The 6,000-nt window shown below is 44.1% G+C and carries 5 protein-coding genes; 2 read left to right on the top strand and 3 right to left on the bottom strand.

Translation table 11 applies throughout. The features are described 5' to 3' along the window. Positions 1 to 630: 630 nt before the first annotated feature. On the top strand, positions 631 to 813 hold the full coding sequence (locus ACE1AQ_RS00490; RefSeq protein ID WP_008202090.1) for a type II toxin-antitoxin system HicB family antitoxin: 183 nt from the start codon (positions 631 to 633) through the stop codon (positions 811 to 813). A 28-nt stretch (positions 814 to 841) separates the two neighbouring features. Here ACE1AQ_RS00490 and ACE1AQ_RS00485 read toward each other — a convergent pair whose 3' ends face one another. Continuing rightward, positions 842 to 2,920, bottom strand: coding sequence for a thioredoxin domain-containing protein (locus ACE1AQ_RS00485; protein ID WP_110543291.1), 2,079 nt, complete (start codon positions 2,918 to 2,920; stop codon positions 842 to 844). A 77-nt stretch (positions 2,921 to 2,997) separates the two neighbouring features. Between ACE1AQ_RS00485 and ACE1AQ_RS00480 the strand changes: the two genes are divergently transcribed. Beyond that, entirely contained in the window at positions 2,998 to 3,606 is a 609-nt protein-coding gene (locus ACE1AQ_RS00480) for a chromophore lyase CpcT/CpeT (RefSeq protein ID WP_008202088.1), read from the top strand. Here the strand turns inward: ACE1AQ_RS00480 and hemB are convergent. Both hemB and folE read right to left on the bottom strand, forming a co-directional pair. After that, positions 3,603 to 4,583 carry a porphobilinogen synthase gene (hemB, locus tag ACE1AQ_RS00475; protein WP_008202087.1) on the bottom strand — a complete coding sequence of 327 codons (981 nt, stop codon included), beginning with the start codon at positions 4,581 to 4,583 and terminating at the stop codon, positions 3,603 to 3,605. The genes ACE1AQ_RS00480 and hemB overlap by 4 nt on opposite strands. A gap of 426 nt (positions 4,584 to 5,009) precedes the next feature. Next, a complete protein-coding gene (gene folE, locus ACE1AQ_RS00470; protein WP_008202086.1) occupies positions 5,010 to 5,666 on the bottom strand; it encodes a GTP cyclohydrolase I FolE in 657 nt (218 codons plus the stop codon). Positions 5,667 to 6,000 lie beyond the last annotated feature (334 nt).

Here is a 6,000-nt window from a genome sequence, read left to right as displayed (position 1 = left end):
TTTTAGCAAATGGAGAGAATTCTTGTCCATTAAGAAATGTTACAAATTACATGGGTACATTAAGAAAAGTTAAGGGGGTGCATCCATTGATGGATAAGGGTTTTCGGCTATTATAGTATATATGTATGGGGGAAGTTCAGTAATATAAGTACCTAAGCAAAATTAATTACACATATCTAACCGCCTTTTGCCTTTTGCCTATCTTCACTAGGAAATTAATTTTGCACGACTACTTAGTTGGAATCCCAGAGTTTGCAAAAAAGTTGTATCAAAAAAAGTTGATGGATTAGCTTTTGGTAATGCTTTTAGCAATTTTACTTGAGAGTCAGTCGCGAAAAAAAACAACAGTTGAGAAAAAAAGTTTCAAGTTAGCCCGAAATAGTTTCAACTTAAAAAACGTATCAAAATATACAGATTGACTGCATAAAATAGGAATTTGTCTAAAGTGGCAAAATTTTGCCCGAAAAATAACCCCTGATTTTTTGTCCCAGATCGATTCTTGACACTCCCCAGTCACGAGTAGGGTGCGTTCCCTGAGGCCATCCTTGTTACTGCATTTTCTGATGATGGGGAACGCACCATCCTTAAGTTAAAATTTGGGCAGACAAATAAAGCTAAGTCAAGAAAGCAATGAAAATCAAAGCCATTATCGATCCAGCCCAAGAAGAAGGTTACTGGGCGGAAGTTCCTGCACTCCCCGGTTGCATAACAGAAGGGGATAGTATTTATGAACTCATCAATAACCTTCAAGAGGCCATCCAAGGCTGGTTAGAAGTTGCCAACGAAAGCCAAACACCAGAGCCTATTTCCTAGTAGAGCGGGGAGCAGAGAGAAAAAAACCTTAACCGAGTAGTATTGACGGCCCCGCCATCACCCCTGCAATTTGTCGGTCTAACTGTTCTAAATTTTCCGCCGGTTCAAGGCAGCATAACCCTTGACAAATTAACCCAAATGTGCTAGACGGCAAACTGCCATCGACGCGATACACCGCAGTGGGCAAATAGCGACCTAACAACGGCTCGATCGAGCTTTCCGGGGCCCGCAGACAGAAACCGTGACGATAGTGATCGAGGGCAACAAATAAACTGGGGCAAGCGGTGGGGGACTGTTCTAAGATGGTAGTAAAAGATTGCAAGGCCTTTTCGGCCCGATCGAGATATTCTAGATTTTCCGTCAATCGCGACAGACGCAATAAATTAGCGATCGCAATTCCGTTAGCCGAAGGGGTGGCATTATCCGTATAACCTCGCTCCCGCACGATCAGATCGAGACTATGATCGGAAGCAGTATTAAAATATCCCCCCTCATCCTCGGCCCAAAACCAGCGATCGAATTCCCCCTGTAGATCGATAGCCGCCTCTAACCAGCCAGTTTCTTGGGGATTAGCCGTTTGCAAGTCCAGTAAAGCCTTAATAAAATAGGCAAAATCCTCCGATTGGGCTAAAACCGAGGCCTGACCCTGATAATTCAAGCGCTGAAAACGTCCATCTAACCACTGATGCTTGAGAATAAACTCGGCCGCGACCGTAGCCATTTGCCAGTACAAAGGTTCGCCAAAGACGGCAAAGGCCCGGGCTAAACCGGAAATCATCAAACTATTCCAAGCGACGATCATTTTCGTATCCGTTACCGCCGGAATGCGTCCCGGCCAAGAGACGGTTTTCGCCTCCTGATTGTCTCTGGCCGGGGGAAAAAGAGCTAATTGGGACTGAGAACTGCCATAACGCCGAATAAATAACTTATCGAGCATATTTTCTATCTCCTTCCCTAATTTTCCCCCTTGCCGACGTTGCAGCACATTACGACCCTCAAAATTCCCCTCCGCAGTAACGGTAAAATTAGCCTGCAGCAGCCCCAATTCCTCGGTCGAGAGATAATCCCTTAACTCCAGATCCGACCAGACATAAAAGGCCCCTTCCTCCGGTTCCCCATCCGTGGCCTTCTCAAAACTATCGGCATCTTGGGCCGCATAAAAATAACCTTCTGGGGCGGTCATTTCCCGTTTTAGCCAGTTAACCGTGCCTTTAATCCCTCTCTCAAAGGCCGCCTCTCGATTACCCGCACTCCACAAATTGGCTAAATATTCGACAATTTGCCCGTTATCGTAGAGCATTTTTTCAAAATGGGGAACTGTCCACGTCGAATCCACTGTATAACGATGGAATCCTCCCCCCACATGGTCATAGATTCCCCCCAGGGCCAGATCTTCCCCCCGTTGATAGGCCGCTTGCCGGAGGGAATCGTCAAAATCGTCACCAAAGCGACTACCCTGCAAAGCCAGATGAGAATATGGAATCATCGGAAAACTGGGCCGACCGTAGTTATTGGGATTAACCCGAATCACCTTTGTATTTGTCTCGATTCCTGTGGCTAAAAGGGAAGGTTCGGCTAAATTGGTCTCTGCTCGCGGTAAAATAGCCGATTGACGCAGTGCGCCCAGCATTTCGGCCGTGAATTTGCTTAATTTCTCATTTTCCTCGTCATAATAACGACGTACCGATTGCAACACTTGCAGAAAACCGGGCCGGTTAAAGCGCGGTTGCACGGGAAAATAGGTGCCACCATAGAAGGGAATTAAACTATCGGGTGTTAGGAAGACATTCAGCGGCCAACCCCCTTGACCGACCATCATCTGCAATGCTTGCATATAGATGCTATCGATGTCCGGTCTTTCCTCGCGATCAACTTTGATCGGCAAAAAATACTGATTGAGATAATCGGCAATGGCTCGATCGGAAAACGCTTCTCCTTCCATAACCGTACACCAATGACAGCTAGAATAACCGATCGACAGAAAGATCGGTTTATCTTCTCTCCTGGCAATTTCTAGGGCGCTGTCACACCAATACCACCAATCGATCGGGTTTTCGGCGTGTTTTCGCAGATAAAGACTTTCGGATGCAGCCAGATGATTAGCCATGGGAAAAGGGGTATTTTTGCTCTTGCTGCTTATTAGTTTAAGCTAATTAGAGACTAACCGGAATCAAGCCTCTGCTCATGCTGAAAACTTCGATCGCCCTAGGATTTTTTCTCACTCAATCTTTGCCCCTTAATCCGCAAGTGCAGGGGGTGGCTAATCATTTAATTGGGGTGATGGATACGACGCAACAAGCGCAGACTAACCCCCGCATTGCTAAGGTGCAAATGACCACCTGTGCCGTGGATTTTTCCCCCAAACAGGATAGTATTTATCTTTATCAGGAACAGGCAATTATCGATCGCTTAAATCAACCCTATCGTCAAAGAATTTTAGTCATTCAACCTAGCCCCGATAATTCCACTGTGGAATCAAAAGCTTATAAGTTAAATAATGCCGCCAACTTTATTAATTTTTGTAACAAAGACTTGACAGAAAGAAAATTAAATGTATCAGATTTGGGCGAGTCGGTGTGTACTGTGTTTTTAAAACCGATAGCGGGGGGGTATCGGGGAGAAACTCCCCCCCAGGGTTGTTCCACTAATGCCAGAGGTGCGGTGAAAATAACTAATACAATTATTCTACATTCCCAGGGCATGGATACCAGCGATCGAGGTTATGATAGCCTTGGTCGGCAGGTATGGGGAGCGCAGGATAATGTCTATCAATTTCGCTGGCAAAAACCCTAAAATCGGCTTTCCTGTTTCATTAATGCCACATCGAGAGCAAAATAGGTCAAAATCAAATCGGCCCCCGCTCGTTTCATACTGATTAAAGTTTCCAAAATCAGACTTTTTTCGTCAATCCAGCCCTGTTTTGCCGCCGCTTTAATCATTGCGTATTCACCACTGACGTTGTAAGCGGCGACGGGAAGATGACTACTATCGCGCAGACGACGGATAATATCGAGGTAGGCCAGAGCGGGCTTAACCATAATAATATCTGCCCCTTCTGTTATATCTAAACTGGCTTCCCGTAAGGCTTCCCGACTATTAGCCCCATCCATTTGATAGGTTTTCTTATCACCAAATTTTGGTGCTGATTCTAAGGCATCTCGGAAGGGACCATAATAAGCAGAGGCATATTTAGCCGTATAAGCGAGAATTCCCACATCTAAATAGCCAGCCGCATCTAAAGCTCGACGGATCGCCCCAACCCTACCATCCATCATATCGGAAGGAGCGACGAAATTAGCCCCGGCTGCCGCTTGTGAGAGCGACATTTTCACTAAAACTTCTAGGGTTTCATCGTTGAGAATTTTACCGTCCTCCACAATACCATCATGACCATAAATCGAAAAAGGATCGAGGGCTACATCGGTGATAATAATTATTTCAGGGACTTCTTTTTTGATCGCTTTCACTGCCCTTGGCACTAAACCATCGGGATTATAACTTTCTCTGCCGAAATTATCTTTTTTATCTTCGGCAATCAAGGGGAAAAGAGCGATGGCATTAATGCCTAAGTTATAGGCATTAACCACTTCTTTGAGCAATAAATCGAGGGAATAACGATAACAATCGGGCATAGAAGGAATAGCCACCTTTTGATTTTCTCCCTCCATGATAAAGAGGGGATAAATCAAGTCATTAACGGTTAATTCGGTTTCACGAACAAGACGGCGAATCGCTGGAGTATAACGAAGACGACGGGGACGAATCAGCATGATAAGTAGTTGAACAAAAGTAAAGTTAACCGTGGGGTAAGGAGTCGGTCGTCAGGAGTCAGTAAGAATTGCGGCAATTTACATTTCTTAAGATAGACAACAGAATTTATGTCCGACTACTTAACGGCGAGTCAAAAATAAAAAGTAAACAGTAAATAGCTGCCTTGACTCTGGTTTTTTACCTAGGAAAAAACTGGGGATAGGATGATCAAATAGGGAGCATCTCACTTACGCGATAAGTAATTATACTTAGCCTAAAAGCCACTCTTAATCGTGTCTTGGAACGAAATAGAGGCTTTTAAAGAATGCGTACATGGAGAATTAAAACAAGAATTACCCTCGAAAAGCCTATTTTTCCACTAAGTATTTATGCTCATTGCAAAGGTGAGATGCTCCCGATCAAATAATCCCGATCCCCCTGAGTAATTAGTGAAAATCGGGACTATGACGAATCAAACTCATAAACTCTTGACGAGTCTTAGCAGAATCGGCAAAAATACCGCGCACGGCACTCGTAGAAGTCCAAGAACCGGGTTTTTCAACCCCGCGCATTACCATGCACATATGAGTCGCTTCAATCACCACAGCTACCCCTTGAGGTTGTAGTAATCCTTGCAAAGCATCGGCAATTTGTGCGGTTAAACGTTCCTGTACTTGCAGTCGTCTGGCGTACATTTCACAGATGCGGGCAATTTTCGATAAACCGATCACTTTCCCGTTAGGAATATAGGCAACATGAGCGCGGCCGATTATCGGTAAAATATGGTGTTCACAGGAGCTAAAAATATCGATGTCTCGGATTAAAACCATCTCGTTAGCCTCCTCATGAAAAACTGCCCCATTCAGCAATTCATCGAGGGATTGCTGATAACCAGAAGTGAGAAATTTTAGGGCTTTTACTACTCGTTTAGGAGTGTCTCGTAAACCTTCGCGATCGGGATCTTCTCCTAATCCTAACAGCAGTGTTCTTACCGCTTGCATCATCTCGGCTTCCGATACCGGCGATTTAGGTTCGGTAATCACTTCGGGAAAGTGATTGTAGTCATCATTGTCGAAAATTGCTTTGGACTTAGCTAAGGTCATAGATATTTTTACAGACTGCAATAGTTAATTGATCGGCCAAGTTTTCTGATTTTACCAATGTTAATAAATACCCTTTGCTAGAGTATTTATTTTTCTGGGCATCTAGACGATAACTAATGAAAGCTATCGGGTTATTCCCTCGTCTTTGGGGTTATCTCCGTGGCGAAACTTGGAAAAATTGATTTTCCTAGTCACCGAAAAAGTCTTGAGTATCTCCCTAGTTAATTGAGGGTAGAATTCCAAACCACAATTAGTTTATTTTGTCAAGTAGTTCATTTGTTTGCTTGGTCGTCCTACCTAAAATGATAATCGTTATCATTTTAACAAAAAATTT

Source organism: Microcystis sp. BLCC-F209 (assembly GCF_041928595.1).
Lineage (GTDB): Bacteria > Cyanobacteriota > Cyanobacteriia > Cyanobacteriales > Microcystaceae > Microcystis.
This window is presented reverse-complemented; position numbering and strand designations above follow the sequence as displayed.

Coding starts and splice junctions, on each gene's coding strand:
- ACE1AQ_RS00480 (WP_008202088.1), top strand. CDS start 2,998: ATGCTGAAAACTTCGATCGCCCTAGGATTTTTTCTCACTCAATCTTTG.
- folE (WP_008202086.1), bottom strand. CDS start 5,666: ATGACCTTAGCTAAGTCCAAAGCAATTTTCGACAATGATGACTACAAT.
- ACE1AQ_RS00485 (WP_110543291.1), bottom strand. CDS start 2,920: ATGGCTAATCATCTGGCTGCATCCGAAAGTCTTTATCTGCGAAAACAC.
- hemB (WP_008202087.1), bottom strand. CDS start 4,583: ATGCTGATTCGTCCCCGTCGTCTTCGTTATACTCCAGCGATTCGCCGT.
- ACE1AQ_RS00490 (WP_008202090.1), top strand. CDS start 631: ATGAAAATCAAAGCCATTATCGATCCAGCCCAAGAAGAAGGTTACTGG.